This window comes from Sporosarcina sp. SG10008 (assembly GCF_044569405.1).
Classification (GTDB): Bacteria; Bacillota; Bacilli; order Bacillales_A; family Planococcaceae; genus Sporosarcina; species Sporosarcina psychrophila.
Map to the genome: position 1 here is coordinate 2337196 of NZ_CP172607.1, position 16694 is coordinate 2353889.

At 38.1% G+C, this 16694-nt stretch carries 13 protein-coding genes; 1 reads left to right on the forward strand and 12 read right to left on the reverse strand.

Features of this window, described 5'->3' with window-relative positions; genetic code table 11:
* Positions 1–148 precede the first annotated feature (148 nt).
* The 6 genes from ACGLYD_RS11290 to ACGLYD_RS11315 form a co-directional block, all read right to left on the reverse strand.
* On the reverse strand, positions 149–835 hold the full coding sequence (locus tag ACGLYD_RS11290) for a VCBS repeat-containing protein (RefSeq protein ID WP_399633036.1): 687 nt from the start codon (positions 833–835) through the stop codon (positions 149–151).
* Positions 836–948: 113 nt separating this feature from the next.
* Positions 949–1470, reverse strand: coding sequence for a hypothetical protein (locus ACGLYD_RS11295; protein WP_399633039.1), 522 nt, complete (start codon positions 1468–1470; stop codon positions 949–951).
* 38 nt (positions 1471–1508) lie between these two features.
* On the reverse strand, positions 1509–2897 hold the full coding sequence (locus ACGLYD_RS11300) for an IS1096 element passenger TnpR family protein (RefSeq protein ID WP_399633041.1): 1389 nt from the start codon (positions 2895–2897) through the stop codon (positions 1509–1511).
* Between the two features lie 157 nt (positions 2898–3054).
* Complete coding sequence (locus ACGLYD_RS11305) at positions 3055–3837, reverse strand: YqhG family protein (protein ID WP_342538644.1); 783 nt, start codon at positions 3835–3837, stop codon at positions 3055–3057.
* Between the two features lie 34 nt (positions 3838–3871).
* Entirely contained in the window at positions 3872–5404 is a 1533-nt protein-coding gene (locus ACGLYD_RS11310; RefSeq protein ID WP_187045260.1) for a DEAD/DEAH box helicase, read from the reverse strand.
* Between the two features lie 237 nt (positions 5405–5641).
* Positions 5642–6442, reverse strand: a complete 801-nt coding sequence (locus ACGLYD_RS11315) for a SurA N-terminal domain-containing protein (RefSeq protein WP_399633046.1) — start codon at positions 6440–6442, stop codon at positions 5642–5644.
* Positions 6443–7453: 1011 nt separating this feature from the next.
* Here ACGLYD_RS11315 and ACGLYD_RS11320 point away from each other — a divergent pair.
* On the forward strand, positions 7454–7825 hold the full coding sequence (locus ACGLYD_RS11320; protein ID WP_067210794.1) for a VOC family protein: 372 nt from the start codon (positions 7454–7456) through the stop codon (positions 7823–7825).
* Between the two features lie 273 nt (positions 7826–8098).
* On the opposite strand, the gene ACGLYD_RS11325 is transcribed toward ACGLYD_RS11320, so the two are convergent.
* From ACGLYD_RS11325 to ACGLYD_RS11350, 6 genes are all read right to left on the reverse strand, one after another.
* Positions 8099–9022, reverse strand: coding sequence for a 2-hydroxyacid dehydrogenase (locus tag ACGLYD_RS11325; RefSeq protein WP_399633200.1), 924 nt, complete (start codon positions 9020–9022; stop codon positions 8099–8101).
* Between the two features lie 761 nt (positions 9023–9783).
* A complete protein-coding gene (locus tag ACGLYD_RS11330; RefSeq protein WP_399633049.1) occupies positions 9784–10785 on the reverse strand; it encodes an ABC transporter substrate-binding protein in 1002 nt (333 codons plus the stop codon).
* Between the two features lie 86 nt (positions 10786–10871).
* Positions 10872–11930, reverse strand: coding sequence for an NAD(P)/FAD-dependent oxidoreductase (locus ACGLYD_RS11335; protein ID WP_399633052.1), 1059 nt, complete (start codon positions 11928–11930; stop codon positions 10872–10874).
* 295 nt (positions 11931–12225) lie between these two features.
* A complete protein-coding gene (locus ACGLYD_RS11340; RefSeq protein WP_399633055.1) occupies positions 12226–13197 on the reverse strand; it encodes an ABC transporter substrate-binding protein in 972 nt (323 codons plus the stop codon).
* A 516-nt stretch (positions 13198–13713) separates the two neighbouring features.
* Entirely contained in the window at positions 13714–14712 is a 999-nt protein-coding gene (locus ACGLYD_RS11345) for an ABC transporter substrate-binding protein (RefSeq protein ID WP_399633057.1), read from the reverse strand.
* Positions 14713–14813: 101 nt separating this feature from the next.
* Positions 14814–16409, reverse strand: a complete 1596-nt coding sequence (locus tag ACGLYD_RS11350) for an ABC transporter substrate-binding protein (RefSeq protein WP_399633060.1) — start codon at positions 16407–16409, stop codon at positions 14814–14816.
* Between the last annotated feature and the right edge of the window lie 285 nt (positions 16410–16694).

Consider the following 16694-nt stretch of genomic DNA (forward strand, 5'->3'; position numbering starts at 1 on the left):
TCTATAGGGATTGTAAATGCCCGAAGATGCAATTTTGGGCACTCTTGCACGTTATACAATGCGTTCCTTGCTTACTAGTAGCAAAGAGTATACACGTACCGCCTAAATAGGTAATCATGTTATTCACTAATCATCAGGTGTGGAAGTGCTAATAATTTGTGCTTGGTATAGAAACAGCCAACCGATTAGAAATTAATTGAGTGTCTTTCCATGTCAAAAGGTTTTCAACATATCCTAATGTATCTGCATTTGTTGGTCCAATAATGCGCTGTAGGGCCAATAAATCATAATTGTAACTTTCGTTAGTTGTAATGATTGGATGTAAAGCTCCTAAGGCAAGTACTTCACCTTTTAACGGATTTTTTAGTAGTCCATTATCATCGTAATACTGTGCTAAATAATCATGGCCTTTGTTGCTGATATCTATGGTGAACAGTAGGTTTTGCCGAGAACTTTCAACACCCACTTTATAGAAATCCTCATAATTTACTTGGAATGTGTATTTTTCATTGTAGCTATCGACATTAAACAGTTCATGTAAACTGTTATTTCTAAAGGAATAGATATAAAAGATGCCATATCCCCCACTCCCACCCGTATCAATACTTACCATTATGTCAGGTACAAGATCGTTGTCAAAATCGCCAAGGAACAACCGTGCATTATATCCCGCGTTGTTTTTGAGATGTACGGTTGTACTTTTATAAGACTTGCCATCTTGAATAATAAGTGTAATATTGTCAGCAAAGATACCCGGTGGTCCGGCGACTTGACCATATAAATAAACCGTGTCTAGAATACCGTCTCCGTTTACATCTCCTGTCTTCAAGTCCAACAATGTACGATTCCCGTAAAACGCAATCCCTCCTGTTCAAATTCAATTGTTGTCCTTGCACTATATGCTGAAATTAGCTAGTGGATTTCCTTCCAGCAAAGCGGAGCCCGACATTATGCTTCTATATCATTTAAGACTTCCAACGATTCCAACACATGATCTAGAAATTCTGCAATGTCACCCATATGTTCCTCGTTAATTTTAGATTTGAATTTCACTTCAATAAGGTTCTGGTAACTTGACGCTTCTTGTTCATACACGAAGCTTACTGTTTGCGTTAACTGAATGTCAGTTTCCCAAATGACATTTAGTGCTTGCTCAATTCGCTTGCATTGTACGACTACATTTTGAACACGTTTGTTAAAGCGTACTAATATAAAACAACCTAGATTTTTACTAGGCAGCTCTAAAATCTCCCCTGCCAAATCTTTTACGGATGCCTGTAACACAATCTCTGCTGTCACATGGGGTTGCTCTGCTAGCGTAAATTGAATAGCAAAATCTCGAGCCATAATGGCAAAATCCATTCGGTCGACCCGGTTAGTAATCATGATTTTTCGATCTACATTATCTAAATCATACACCTGATTTTCAAATGCTACTTTTAGATTTTCAAAAATTGTGGGATCATACAAATTGCTTCCTCCAAGTAACAACCGGTTTTAGTTGTGCTTTATTTTCCGCAACACTTTTTATGTTTTTTCCCACTGCCACATGGGCAAGGTTCATTCCGGCCCGTTCTCCCACCCTCAATTACGCTAAATGGGGTGCTAGGTAGCGGCATTAAATGGTGTTTCCCCATTTGTGCAAGTTCATGAGGTGTATGACCTCTATTTTCCCAAATGCGCGTGGTGTTCGCAATCATGGTGATAACTTGCATATATTCATTCATTTGCTTCATATCTTTACATTTAAAACGCCCTAAAAAATTCTGCACTATTCCTTGGAAATTAACGTGCACACCTTGTAATTGACCGACCAATTCATCAATTTCATCTTTAATTATGAGCGTACTACCACCAAAAAAGTCTTTCGCAAGCATATTTCCAAGCTTTTCTTGATGGCTTGTCTTTTCATAATATAAATCATCTGCGTAGCGCAATAGCTCTTCTTTTACAGGTACATAAAATGGCTTTCCTATGGTTCCTTCTAAAAACGCAGAATAATTCTCGACATATTCAATGGCTTCATGGATCAATGCTCTCTTATGTGTAAACACACTTTCTTTCGCTAGCTGTTTTGCGGCATGAGTATCTGCTAACAGTGCCTGTAGCTCACTACTCGATACAGCTGGCTCATTTTGAGAATTATAAATCTCCAAAAACTTTGGATACTCAATCAATCCATATAAATTAGTACATGCTATAGCATACTGGACGATAAGGTTTTTGTTAGGCAGTAAGTCAGGATCTACCGACTTTGCACCGCGATATTTATCAGATAGCACATGATAATTTTCATGATCGATATATTGCCATTCTGTCTTTTTGTATTTCACATATTTTAAACGATCATTCAGCCAAGCAATGTCCAAAGGTAAGTAGAACTGCTCCTCCGCCCATGCATATGTGGATAAATAATCTGGATGTGTCGAATCTTGATACACTTCTAGAAAAGCTTCATATCCTGGGGGGCCGCCAACATCCTCCGGTGGCGCCGTTCCTTCTCCATTAAGTAATGTGGGATAGCCAAAATAATAATCCTCTACTATTTCTTCAAGCTCCACAAGAATCCGCCAGTCGTCACCAAAATCATAGTTATAAATGAAATGACTGTGTTTTTCAAGATACGAATCGATTTTTATACTCGCTGGCTGCTTGACCGTTTTACCATAATAGGTCTTCCCTTTATATTCGTCTAAAATCGATTCATTATTTGTGATAAAATAATCATCTATCTCCACTCCAAAGGTATGGTACGGCTCAAGTGTGCTTTGAAAATTTGTGACGTTCTGGATTGTTTCATGTAAACGGTTAAATGTCGCATCTGCGGGTAAAATAATGCGCCTCCAGATATGCGGCTTTATGTCTTCAAAGGAAAGTTTTAAAATATATGCTTTCATATGTCACCCTCATCATTTATTTTCATCTAATGTTATGGCTACTACCTATTTTAACGTAATTAATCCACAACATCGAAGAAAAGACCTTTCGCATGTTCAGTAAACTTGCGAAAGGTCTTACCTATTTGGGATAGTTTCTCACAGAAATACTTCAAATTCATTTCAAATAAAATAATCCGCCATTGATGATGTCAATTTTAATTCTCGCTTCGTATTGTTGGTCCATCGCTTCTTTCTCAATCTCATAACAATCCGGCTTATTTTCTACCCCTTCATAGAAGTATTCTAATACCCTGCGATCCTTTCGCCATCTCAACTTCGCTTCTTCAGCCCATGTGTGATCAGCTTTCTGTATGAAGTTATCAATTATCCCATCCAATCGTTCAAGGGCACGAATGGGTTTAATAATATAAGGTAAATTAAAGGTGTTTTCCGATATAGTGGTATCTAAATCCACTGCACTTAACAATTCCTGAAACCCTTCATTCACCTGGCCCGTCATTAAGTTTATACCTAACGAATAAAGAATTTCCTTCGTTTGATCGCTGTAATATGATATTTTATAATTAACAGCTAACCAAGGTGTTAATATGGTTTGCGTTCCAAGTTTATCTGCTACCCGTTCATACATCTGTACAAATGAACCCATCTCTTTTGTTGCTTCAAACAGTTGACTGAGCCGTGGGGAACCGAAGTGTATAACTTCCCCTTTAACGTCTTCAACAAGCCTATTTTTATCAGTGATAAAAGTTAGTTGTGCTGGACTGGGCTCACCATCTGTACTCTCTAAGTATTTCCAATAAAATGGTCTGTTCATAATTTTTTTATCCATATCAACCGTTAATTGAACGTTGATATAATGATCATTGTCATTTAATATTTGGCAATTGTTTTCATTAAAAAACTGCAGTAAATAACTGTGAATTTGTTGTGGGTACATGTAATTCCTCCTTCAATTCCCCAAGACTTTCACCTCAAATGGACTCTTTAAAAGCAGATAAAATATCATCCAACTCACCCACCACTTGTTCAAAGACCCCAATTTTAACATGAAGTAAATCCAGTATTTGGTCTTCGATTGTATTCTGAATGGCTAAATTATAAATATGAACGTCATGCTCTTGCCCTAACCGATGGACACGTCCAATGCGTTGCTCTAACTTCATGGGGTTCCAAGGTAAATCATAGTTAATGACGTGATGACAAAATTGTAGATTAATCCCTTCACTGCCGGATTCCGTCGCAATTAGCACCTGCGCTTGTTCTTTAAACAGCTGCTTCATCCACTCCCGTTTATTCTTGTTGAATTGTCCGTTAAAAGGGACGCTTGTGATTCCTTTTGACTGTAAATACCATTGCAAATAGGTTTGACTTGCTCGATATTCGGTAAAGAGTATAACCTTATCATTTGCCTGAGTAATAATTTCATAAGCTTTTTCTGCTTTTGAATTTATGTCTAGTCCCATCAACTTTTGAATAATTCCTTCCATATAAGAAATGTCTTCTGGTTTAATGCATTTTTGAAGCATGTTAGTTAACGTTAAGCATGTAGCTTCCTTACTGCTGCACATTTCCCTTTGCAGCGTTATCATAGAGAAGGCATCCGAAAAAACGGGACAAACATTTTTAAGTTCTGAAATCAGATCGTATACTTCTTGTTCTTCTTTAGTAAAATCAATCGGTATTATTTGAACACGACGATTTGTCCATTCAATTCCAGTATCCTGCCTTCTATTTCTTACCATCACTTGATTAACCAATTCTTTTAAATAATCGTCGTGTTCCACATTGTGCTTACTCGCGGAAAAAGACGATTGAAAGGTCTCGTAATTTCCTAAGTGCCCTGGTTTTAGTAATGAAATGAGATAGAAGAGTTCAAATACATCATTTTGAATTGGCGTGGCAGTCAACAACAAACAAAACTTTTTCTTTAAGTTTTGTACAAACTCATAATTTTTAGTTTTGTGGTTCTTTAATTTATGAGCTTCATCAATGATGATTAAATCATACTCTTGATCATAGATGTTTTCTTTATGCGGGCTTCTTTTTGCCATATCTATACTCATAACGACAATCGTACAATGGTTTAAATCGTAATTTTTTTTATATTGCATCGCTGGAATATGAAATTTTTGGTTCAGTTCTTCAATCCATTGATTGACAAGTGATGCTGGAACTAAAATTAACGCCTTCTTCACAAGGCCTCTGATTAAATACTCTTTCAAGATCAAACCAGCTTCGATGGTTTTACCAAGTCCCACTTCATCTGCAAGAATCGCTTTTCCATTCATCCTTTCAATGACCGTTTCCGCCACTTTCAATTGATGGGCTAGGGGTGTAAGATTGGGTAAATATTTAGGTGATTGAAGGCCATTAAAATCTGTAATCAAGTTCGTTTTTACCGCCTCATAACTCATCCTATATAATGTCCAATTATCCCATGCCTCCCGATTCTCCAGTCGCTCTGTAAAGCCTTCTTTCCACTCAGACGACCTTTCAATTATCATAACCATCACCTCATTATCACTTTTTCTTTCTCATTAGGTTGTCCCAAAAAGAAGTTCCTATGTTTATTGAATTGAAGTTCGAATTTCAGACGTGATTTTTATTGAAAATTCAAAAAGACATGAAACGCTTAACCCAAAAGGTCAAACATTCCATGTCCTATTGTTTTATTCATAAAGGTTTCCGAAGTATACACCTAGTTCGTGAATCTTATCAGTACTTGTTTACACCTAAATGAGTTAAATTTTTAACTCTATTTTAGCATCTTCTTTTAGCTCTTCAACATGTTTAGCAAGTAACTTCTGTTGTTGTTCTTGATTAATCATTTCTTGGATTTGTTCACTTACTTCTTTAAGCGGTGGCATCTCTTGTCCCGCTTCTTTTGATGAAGACGCAGCTTGATCGTAGTATTCCTTAATTTCTTTATCCGATACTTTTTTCGCTGGAGCTATCTTATCTTGGTACTTTCCAGATATGATTAAATCCGCGATTTGTTCTTTCAATGTTTTTACATCCATGCTTTGAGCTTTGAGCGCTTTCTTCATTTCTTTTTCGCCGCCAAATTGCTTTTCAAATACTGAATACTCTTTATCAATTTCAGATGCAGATGCTTTTATTTCAGCTTCCTTTGCTTTTTGAAGAATCAATGCCTGATTAACAAGCATATCAAGTGCTTGCATTTTTACTTGTTCCGCTGATTCTTTGCTCGATGGGTCTTGTCCCATTTCCTGCATTTGACCTTGAATTGATGTCACCGCTGCATTATAGTTCTCACCTTTAAGTTCTTCCTTATTTACAACAGCCACAATCTTCTTGTCGTCCACTTGCTGTTCAGCTAGCTTCTCTTGCATCTCTTTTGCAGATGCTTGTTGCTCTTTTGTAGCTTCTGGTTCATTAGTATCTTCTTTCTTAGTATCTTCTTGTTTGGTTTCTTCTTGAGGCTTTTTATCAGTTGCCGCTTTATCTTCGCCACCGCAAGCAGCTAAACTTAATGCTAGTGCACCTGCTATAAATGGAACTAGTACTTTTTTGATCTTCATATCATGTAAACCCCTCTCAAATCTGCCGCTCTTTATTTCTTAAGCTTAGTTTGTATCTTAACGAACATTCATCAAAAGATAAACCCATATCCCTCCACGACACCGAATTGTCACCTGCATGTCATTTAGCAATCACTACAAACGCCTATTAGACACAGATCTATCGAAATACTGTCATTGAATTATTACAAGGTCAAGTTACGTAAAGTTTGCACATTTTCAATCTAATTTGCTCTATTCATTGGATTTTCACTACAGAGGTATAGTACATCTACTCTAGAAATCGGGAATTTAACTATATATGTTGAATTAAAGAGTCCCATTGAATCTGCTGTGGCGCTCAATAATAAGAGAGTTGTAATTCGGGGTGTGGATTGTAGAACGCTTGGCGCTTTGGGGATGTCTTACGGCTTCGGCAACCCCTTTGCCGCGCCTGCGCTAGGGTGTTCATTATCGAGAGAAATGTGATTTTGAGATGTATATGGAGAGACTTTAATGTGATTACTATTTCATACTAATTATAGTCAAGAAATCCGCAATCTGGGTTGCAGACTTCATCACAGCTAATGAAATGCGCTTTCTCACATAGACCATCCAGCGAAGGCGCGTCTTCGTGGTAGCCGGAGCGATAAGACTGAAAGCGTTCTTCTTTCTGGCTTATCGCGGGAGGCATCCACAAAGCGTCGAAGCGGTATTAGTGGTAATCCTAATTCATTCCAAATACTAAGGCTTTTTCAGTGGCCTCCCAAAAGCCCTTATAAAGCGCATACGCCGTATTCATTTGTTCAACATATATAGCACAAAATAAAAACCATGAACATGAAGAAAAATACACACTAACAGTTACTGACACCATTCATCCTCTCCGGGTTATGGTTGAAGCTGCCCCCATACTTCATATGGTGAATATTGTGTATTTCAAAGTACTCATTTATAATTAACTTATGCAAATTTTTACTTACCCATAAAAACTACAATCTGAATTTTTTCAAATTGTTAAGAGGAGGAAATATGAAACTAGGAGCATTCTCTTCAAGTCTAAGTGTAAAAGACATTCATAAATCAAAAGCATTTTACGAAAACCTGGGATTTCAAGTGTTTGGAGGGGATATAACCCACAACTGGCTTATTATGAAGAATGAAAGTTGCATAATAGGACTATTCCAAGGAATGTTTGAAAAAAACATTCTGACTTTTAATCCAGGCTGGAATGAAAATGCCGAAAATCTCGATTCGTTTACGGATATACGAGACCTTCAAAAACATCTTAAAGCAAAAGGAATTAAAATGTTGACTGAAGCAGATGAGTCAAGCGTAGGTCCTGCGAGTTTTACAATTGAAGATCCCGATGGGAATTCCATTCTTGTAGATCAACACGTTTAGTGAAGAGCTAATAACGTTTCAAGGAACTTTATACTGATTTTATGACCACCCATTTCACTTCTTATATAGACACTTAAAACGAAAAGGGATACATCGAGTGATTATTTCTTAAGTTAAAAAAACACTGGAAACCCATCTATGTTCTGCCGATGGATTTCCAGTGTTTTTTTCGGAACATCAGTAAAGTGAAATGATGATGTGTTCCTCTGTAAAGTAAATTCATTATGGGTTGAACTTTCAGGATGCTCCTCTTGCACACAACATACCCAAAATTTATTTTCCGACGGGATCTATTGGTTCTTTCCCCGTTAAAACAGCTACTAAATTCTCTGCCGCTCGCATCGCCATTGCCGCTTCCGTTCTCGCTGTAGCAGATCCGATGTGAGGGACTGTCACGACATTCGACATTTGAAGTAATGGATTAGTTGGATCCACAGGCTCTTTTTCGAATACATCCAGACCTGCTCCATGAATTTCTCCGTTTTGCAAAGCATGAATAAGCGCTTGTTCATCGACAGTCTGACCGCGAGATATATTTATGAAAACAGCAGATTTCTTCATCAATTTGAATTCCTCTTTACCAATGATTTGGAACGTTTCAGACGTAAGAGGTGTCATCAACACAATATAGTCGGCACGTGTTAACAGTGACGTCAAATCGCAATACTCCGCACCATACTTCACTTCAGCTTCCGGTTTTCTATTCCGATTAAAATAAAGAACATCCATATTAAATCCGAATTTTGCTCTTCTCGCAATCGCTTCTCCAATTCGCCCCATCCCAATGATGCCTAACGTGGTACTATGTACATCTTTCCCATAGATTTCGCGATAATTTGTCGTCGGTTTCCAGCTTCCCTCTTTGACGAATCGATCCAACTCAGTGATACGTCTAGCTGTGGATAAAATGAGGGCAAATGCTAAATCTGCAACTGTTTCATCCAATACATATGGCGTATTGGTTCCAATTACATTTCGTTTAGTCATAGCGTCTACATCAAAATTATTGTAACCAACAGATACGTTACTAATGACTTTTAGGTGAGGGGCGTAATTCAGTAACTCCTCATCAATTCTTCCAACCATACTGCTACCCCCAGTATATAACCCTTCAACATCAGCAATTTCCTCTAACAGAATATCCCTCGGAGTTCGCCCATCGCCATGCCATTCACGAATATCACAATACTGAGCCATATAGTCTTTCACTTGTTCAGGTATAGAATATGTTGAATAAATTTTTGGTTTCACTTTTCATTCCCCCTACTATTCACTAGCTTCTAACTCCATTGTGCCATAGTTTACAATCTTCGGCACGTGAAATTCCATAGTGTCAGTTGCCTTTGCAAGAAACTATCGTAACTATCTAAACTTTCATGATTTATTACTGTAGGTACCTACAATAGTTCGAATTTTGATCGCAACTTCAGTAATTCTGCATCATCTCCGGAAAGTTTTGCCACGACAACTGCATTTTTCACTTGAATAGTGTAGGAACGCGACATTCTACTAGCCACAATAAGACTCCTTAGTAAATATGTCATGAATAGATAGTCGAAAGCGGGGCGAAAATAATGCAGTGAAAATGAAGGTCATCAAGCCCCACTCACCAGTTTTTTATGCGAATAAATGGTTAACCAACAGACGTGATGTTGTAATAAAGAATCCTCCCAACAAAGCTTGGCCCCAGTAGACGTCTTCGCTGGACATTATATAGAATTAGTAGTTCAATTTATGTAGAATAGTCGCATGAATAAATTTATACAGTATAGTAATACCAATTCATCGATATATATTCCCCATTTTACTTATAATTAATTAAAAGAACTGTCTTCCTAAGTCTGTAAAAAGACCGTAAAGACAGTTCCCTTTCTTCTTACGAATTAAAATGGCATTCAGAAGATTTTTTATATCACATCTAGTTTAGTGGTTGGCCTCTCCTGCTTCTCTTATCTCCGTTACTCAGACAAGAGTTTAATTGCTTCGTCTAATGATTTCTCGATTGCAATCGGAGCATATGTAAACCACGGATCATCACCAATATAATAGACATCATTATTTTTTACAGCGTCAATACTTTTCCACAAAGAACTTTCTTCGATTTGAGAAAGCATACTATCCTTCTGCTGTGTTTCTTCCCCATACGTTAACATGATAATTTTGTCCCCTGCATAATCCGGCAACTTCTCCATTGATATATCTTCGTAAACAAACTCTTCAAAATCAGGGTCTTTTGCCAGCTTTTCTTGAATGAACGAAGGCGGAGTTAATTGTAATGATCGATAAAGGACATGACCAATGTTTCGTGCGCCATAAAGTCTAAGTGTATCTTTCTCATATGTCATAAAAATCGATACGACTTGATCTTTACCTATTTTACCAGCAATTTTTTCTCTTCCTTCAGCAGCTTTATCATCTAATCTGGCAATCCACTCATCGGCTTCTTTCTCTTTACCCAAGACATTAGCTACCTCTTTAAATTGAGTGAAAACATCTCCATACATCCATGGAATGACAATCGTAGGCGCAATTTTACTTAGTTGCTCCACTTCTTCAGGATCTGCTGAAATAATTAAGTCCGGTGCCAGTTCCAGCACTTTCTCGATGCTGAATGGACTTCCAAGGTCTTCTACCCCAGCTTGTAATTCGCCTAAATAGTTATTGTCCAATACATGTGTTGGTGCGCCAATCGGCTTCACACCAAGCGCAAGCATCGCATCTAAATATTGAGTCGTCACAACACGCTGTGGATTGACGGGGATCTCTACTTCTCTTCCGGTTACATCCTTATAGATTCTTGTAGATGTATTCATTTCTTTGCTTTCACTTGATTTTGCTTCTTTTTCAGATTGTTTTGTTTCAGAATCTGTTTTATTAGTTTCTTGTTCGCTACATCCCACCAGCGCTAAGGATAGAAGCGTTATTATAAATAATGTGTGAAATAATAGTTTTGGTTTCATCTTTTGTTACTCCTTTTTCCTCTGCAATTCAACGCTTCTCGATACTAAGTTAGAAAGACACGCTGGTATGCCACTATTAAAATAAGTTAGTTTTTCACTGCATACAAATGTTTGACCAATTCACGATTTTTCTCTTTAAAGATGTCATTATGTGAAGAGACCATTCCGTGCCCATAAGCATCTGGCGCGATATATTGTTTCGCTTTATTCACAGCATTAGCCGCGTCCTGAAACGCCCCTGCTATTAAATGAAGCTTCCCTTCGTGATTCAAAATATCTCCTGCTGCAAAGAGCCCTGGTACAGATGTTTCACTCATGGGACTGCCTGCAACACTGTATTCATTCGCCATTTCTATATCTAACCCACTATTCGAAGTCAATTCTTTATCACGATCATAGCCATGATTAATAATCACTTCATCAACAGACAGCTGAATCAGATTTCCATCTTCTCCGTTAACTAACTCCACCTTCTCAATCGTTTCGTGGTCACTTGCTGCAATGAGTTTTTGGATTGATGTATTCAATAAGCACTCGACAGAACTATTGAATAGCTTCGATACTTCTGCCTCATGCCCTTTCAACATATCTTTCCGGTAAGTTAAATAGACTTTTTCCGCAATCGGTTCCAACTCATTCGCCCAGTCAACAGCGGCATTACCGCCTCCGGAAATCAATACAGTTTTCCCTTTAAAACGTGCAAGAGATTTCACTGTATAATGCAAATTTGCAACTTCAAAACGTTCTGCGCCTTCAATTTCTAATTTTGTTGGTTTCAAGATTCCCCCACCAACAGCTAAAATGACTGTTTTGGACAAATGCTTTTGGTTTGTAGATGTCTGAATAACAAAATTTCCATCCTCATTTTTGTTAATCGAAGTTACTTTTTCCCCTAATACAAGCTCGGGCTCAAAAGTTAATCCTTGCTGAATTACTTGTTCAATCAGTCGTTCTCCTGTAACCGGTGTGAGCCCGCCAATATCCCAAATCATTTTCTCCGGATAGACATGCACTTTTCCGCCCAAATAAGGTTGGAACTCGATGATCTTAGTTTTCATTTCCCTTAAACCACTATAAAAAGCGGAAAAAAGTCCCGCTGGGCCACCACCAATAATTGTTACATCATATAACTGTTCTGAATTCATCATCCATGCTCCTTTTTCATTTAGTCATTATGCAGCGCGAGAAAGCCAAACTAGTACCCAAAATACAATCTGTCGCCACGATATCTATTATCAATTTTCTTTATAGGCGAAATACCTTCTCTACGCCTAGCTAAACGTAAAAATTTACCTGAAATGATCTTTCCTCATCTTTTTGATAATGATAATCATTCTCACTATTTAACAGTATAAATCAATGTGGAATCGTTTTCAATACTTAACTAACAATCACAACGATATTGTTAAAATACGCTCACGCAGCACTACCATAAAAAAATTACTTCGTTGGATTTTCAATCAGCATGTCTACAAACAAGTCTATTTGCTCATAAATCGCAATCGGATCGTATCGGTAATATGTATCAAAGTCGTTGTAAAACACTCGATTATTCTTCATCGCATCCAATCCTTGCCAAACAGACGAATCCTTCAAGTTCTTTAAAGCCTCTCCTTTTTTCTCAGGATCGTAGGTTGTCAAAAACATATAGTCTGCGGCGTACTCTGGTAATACTTCCATTGATAGCTGGAGTGTTTGTTCTTCATTGTTGTTTTCATGTGGCATGTTAAGTTCCAACGCATTATACAGTGCTTGCCCCCCGCGTCCTGCATTGTCTCCAAAGATCCAAAGATCACCTTTGTCCGTTAATTCATAAATACCGAATGTTGCATCTGCATCAATAACGGCTGATAGCTTTTCCCTTCCTTCTTTTGCTTTCTGGTCAAATTTGCTTATGAATTTATCCGCTTCCTCATGATTTCCGGTAATATCTGCAAACAATTTGATCGTTTCTTGAATATTTGTTGCCGTTCCATATGGAATATGAATTGTTGGTGCAATTTTCGAAAGTTGCTCGTAATTTTCATCATACATAACAACAATTAAATCAGGTTTTAGTTCTAATACCTTTTCAATATTCACTGGCGTTCCAATCTCGACGGCATCTTTTAATAAATCCTTAATAAATGGATTGTCAAAAGCTGTTGGCTCAACACCTACGACATTTGCGTCAACAGAAAGCAACTCTCCTCCGTAATAATCTGTAACAATTCGCAATGGCTTTGTTGGGATTTCAACGGTACCTCTTTCGGTCTCGAACGACCGAGTTTCATCGGTTTGTTGCTCTACTTCTGCTTTTTCTGTCTCATTCTCTGTTTCTGAAGGTTTTGTCGTTGATTTATTACACGCAATTAGTATTGAAGCCAGCAAGAATAGCATTGCAGTCATGATCATTAATTTGTTTTTCTTCACAATCGGTTATCCCCTTTTCTAAATAACTTTTTTACTCAAGTTAATCAATACAAGTGAGAATGAGAATCATTTTCACTAACTAAGTGTATACGACAAAATCGAAAAATACAATAACTTATTTTCACGTCTAATGATTAACCATTTATTCGCATAAAATACTAGGAAGTAGGGCTTGATGACCTTCATTTTCACTGCACTATTTTCGGCCCGCTTTCGACTAACTATTCGTGACAGATTTACTGAGGGGTCCTACTATGGCTAGAAGTCATTCAATCCGAAGCAATCGAAAAATGCAACTATACAAGTAGCGCCTAGTAGGAGATTATGTTATTCACTGGTTACTTTTAGTTAATAAACAGATGTGACTTATTTTATTAATCCTAAATAGACATCCATCAAATTCGATGTTAAAAAATAAAGAAGCCCTTATAAAGCCAACCTACTTTGAGTAATCAAATAATATCGCAAAGAAAAGATGCTCCTTAAGCCATACAACAGGCTGTGGAGCACCTTTTTCTATTTTTCTAAACTAGTGAGCCAAGTTACAAGCTCTTCTGTCTGAGCAAGGACAGCAATCGGATCATAATACCATGAACGTTCCTCTGGCCATACATAGAGCTGACCATTCTTGACCGCTGGCAGGCTGCCCCAAACAGGATCTGCTTCAAAATCGGCAACTGTTCGACTGTTGGAAGTCAAAATGATATAATCACCTGCGTAACTTTCTAACATTTCCGCCGAGAGTTCGGCCCATTGCTTCTCCATAATTTCATCGGCAATAACGCTAGGTGGTTTGCGTCCTAGTACTTGGTAGACTGGCTGTCCGCCACGGCCGAAATTATCACCGTATACATATGTTGATTTGTCAATGTCCTCCATAATCGAGAAACTTGCATCTTTGCCGATAGCTGCATCAACCTTAGCTTTAGCGTCTGCAATTTGCTGGTCATAATTATTTAGCCAAACTTCTGCTTCCTTTTCTTTACCAAGTAGTTGACCGAAAAAGGTCAGTTCCTCGTGAGCATTTTTCAAATCACCATATGGAATAACGATTGTTGGAGCGATTTTGCTTAAAATCTCATAGCTCTCTCCATTTCCAGTAATGATAAGATCCGGGTTAAGGGCGAGAATACTTTCAGCAGACGGACTTCCGTAAACTCCAGTATCAGAAACACCCAAAAGTTCATTTTCAAAATAATAGTTATTAATTGTCAGTTCCGGTGCTCCCACTGGTATAACATCTAAGGCAATCAGACTGCCAAGGTATTCCTCTGCTACAATACGTTGCGGTTTGACAGGAATTTCAATCTCTCCATTTACTGTAGCAATGGTTTTCGTAGTGCTGTTCGTGTTAGCTCCTGAATTTTGGTCCGATTCCACTTTATCGGCCGCTCCGCTATTTGAAGCTTTCTCTGTCGCTCCGCAAGCGGAAAGGACTATCAAGATTAGAAATAATACTAACGGAACAATTAGCCTCAGCCTCTGCCCCCAATGATGGTTTTCTTGTGTATACAACTTTAAATCCCCCTTAATTAATAATGATAATCATTATCACTTATAATATTAAGGGGTCTGGACAGAATTGTCTATGCACTAAAATGATCTAATCCCCTTCATTATTGTGATATTAGCACCCTCATAAGCTCATGCAACTGAGCTTGGGAGGACAGCGGGTCATAGCCATAAAACAAATCTGGCTGTTCAATTAAGTACATCCGATTTTGTTTGATTGCCTCCATCTTCAGCCAAGACTCTGACTGAAATAAGCGCTTCATTCGTTTCTTTGTCCCTGGATTTGAAGGTATCCCAGTAATAAAGATATGGTCAGCTGGGTGGTCTGCAATAGCTTCAATCTCTTCCTCTACAAACCCCCGTTGTTCAATACCATGCTTAAGCAAAGAGCCTGGAGGACGAAAGCCGATATCTTCATACAAGATTTGGCTTCCTCTTCCATGGCTACTATGAATGCTGTAAGCAGAACTTGTACCGATCTCCCACAATACTGCCGTTCCCCGTTTTCCAAGCTGCTGGTCCAGTTTCTGATTAAAGGCCCATATTTGTTCATCGTAATGGGCGAGCCATTCCTCTACCTGCTGTTGTCTTTCTACAACGTCAGCAATGTGGCGAAATTGCTCTCTCCAGCTCATGTCCATAAAAGGAAGGCCAAGCACGGGAGCCAGCGGTAGAAGTTCTTTGCTCCCCTTCACAGTATAATAATCAATGATTAAATCAGGCCGAGTGGAAGCAATGGTGTTATAAAAAGAGGATGTACTTATTCCAAATTCATAGAGTTTTTGCAAGGGATTCACTGGATTTACACTTTCCATCCAGGAGGAATATACGCCTAGCTCTGGCGTGATACCTAATGCCAGTAAGCATGCAGTATGGTTACTATTAAGAGCAACTACACGTTTTTTCTTTTGATGATAGGCGGTAGGTGATAAACCGACCAATTGCTTAAATTTCCGACTTAAATAAGCACCTTCTTTATAGCCCACTTCCTGTGCCAATTTCTCTAGTTTTGGCATATCGTATAGCAGCCTATTCTGAGATGCACGAATCCGTAGCAAGGCAAGGTAATCACTGAAGGTTTGAGAAGTATGTCTGCGAAATGCACGCGAGAAATGTTCAGGGCTTACTTGTGCGATTGTTGCCATTTGCTCACGCGTCACATCCTCATGAAAATGTGTGTCTACATAATGAAGAACTTGTTCCATCCACGCGTTATTTTTCTGTTGTTGTCCCTCTAGTTCATCATATAGCACCGCTAATAGCTCAACGAATAATTGTTGAAATTGAAACGGTTTACGTTCACTTAGTTGTTTCGAAGCCCTTTCTAGCTCGGCCGTCAGACTTAATATGTTCAAAGAACAGTTCCGAAGAGGTTCAGGATGCTTTAATACATTCGGTTGAATACCATCAGACGTTAAGCAACGGTAGCTAATCAATGTCCCCTTAAAACTTGTATACAATTGTGTAGACACCTTCAATTCATGGGAATTATGCCATAGCATTACACAACCACGTGACAATTCGTATTGCTGTTCTTGAAGATCTAGTAAACCGCTTCCATTTATAATAACGAGAATACAAGGGAATCGTGTCATTTCTTCATCAATACAAGGTAAAGAACCTTCCCAGTTAGCTATGCTTACAGGGTAATAATATGTATGAGATAATGAGATATTATGCTTAGATAAATGATTAGCCATCACTACATCCCCTCTTAATCACTTAATTTCCAACTAGTAACAGTACAATTGACTATACCTAAGTATCTCAATTATATAGAAATCATTTCCTCACATAAAATCACACATGTGCTGATTAACCAACAAAAACAGTAAATAACTGAACCAACACTAGGTGCTTCGTGTACAGTATAATTGGATCGCTTTTGGATTAAACGACCTCTATACGATTACCAAGATGTCTTGATGTGTAGGAATGCGAGTTCATCACATCCCTACACATTTTTTTGATAATCGTATGGTATT

What these genes read in the sequence shown, in the direction of transcription:
- ACGLYD_RS11310 (WP_187045260.1), bottom strand. Translation starts at nt 5,404, where the DNA reads ATGATAATTGAAAGGTCGTCTGAGTGGAAAGAAGGCTTTACAGAGCGA.
- ACGLYD_RS11320 (WP_067210794.1), top strand. Translation starts at nt 7,454, where the DNA reads ATGAAACTAGGAGCATTCTCTTCAAGTCTAAGTGTAAAAGACATTCAT.
- ACGLYD_RS11300 (WP_399633041.1), bottom strand. Translation starts at nt 2,897, where the DNA reads ATGAAAGCATATATTTTAAAACTTTCCTTTGAAGACATAAAGCCGCAT.
- ACGLYD_RS11305 (WP_342538644.1), bottom strand. Translation starts at nt 3,837, where the DNA reads ATGTACCCACAACAAATTCACAGTTATTTACTGCAGTTTTTTAATGAA.
- ACGLYD_RS11315 (WP_399633046.1), bottom strand. Translation starts at nt 6,442, where the DNA reads ATGAAGATCAAAAAAGTACTAGTTCCATTTATAGCAGGTGCACTAGCA.
- ACGLYD_RS11335 (WP_399633052.1), bottom strand. Translation starts at nt 11,930, where the DNA reads ATGAATTCAGAACAGTTATATGATGTAACAATTATTGGTGGTGGCCCA.
- ACGLYD_RS11325 (WP_399633200.1), bottom strand. Translation starts at nt 9,022, where the DNA reads ATGGCTCAGTATTGTGATATTCGTGAATGGCATGGCGATGGGCGAACT.
- ACGLYD_RS11330 (WP_399633049.1), bottom strand. Translation starts at nt 10,785, where the DNA reads ATGAAACCAAAACTATTATTTCACACATTATTTATAATAACGCTTCTA.
- ACGLYD_RS11350 (WP_399633060.1), bottom strand. Translation starts at nt 16,409, where the DNA reads ATGGCTAATCATTTATCTAAGCATAATATCTCATTATCTCATACATAT.